The sequence below is a fragment of the Puniceispirillum sp. (SeqCode) genome, from assembly GCF_965657105.1.
In the GTDB taxonomy this organism is placed as follows: Bacteria; Pseudomonadota; Alphaproteobacteria; order Puniceispirillales; family Puniceispirillaceae; genus Puniceispirillum.
In genome coordinates this window covers 1-252 of record NZ_CBFHNB010000075.1, presented here as the reverse complement: position 1 = coordinate 252, position 252 = coordinate 1, and the positions used below count along the sequence as shown (strand labels likewise).

The 252-nt window shown below is 49.6% G+C and carries 1 pseudogene; it reads right to left on the bottom strand.

From position 1 onward, the window contains the following. Positions 1-30: 30 nt before the first annotated feature. Positions 31-252 (bottom strand): annotated as a pseudogene (locus ACTF7Q_RS09555) (hypothetical protein); the annotation flags it as partial.

Sequence of the window (252 nt, the reverse complement as noted above, 5' to 3'; positions counted from 1 at the left end):
ACGCCCTCCGGTTTTTTGTTGGGTAATAATCTAAGCCGCAGATTGATAGGGGTTATTAGCGTCAGCAACCCGCCTGATTTTGATTTGGTTTTGTGACGCCTGTGGTGTGACCAACGCACTTAGTTCGGCTATATCATGGGATAGGCTGACACTAAGGCCATCACGTGCAATCTGGCGTAATGTCATGTCTTGGGTTGGTTCGATTGGGCATTCATCACGTTCCCACCGTCCAACCGACTGTGTATCGCGATG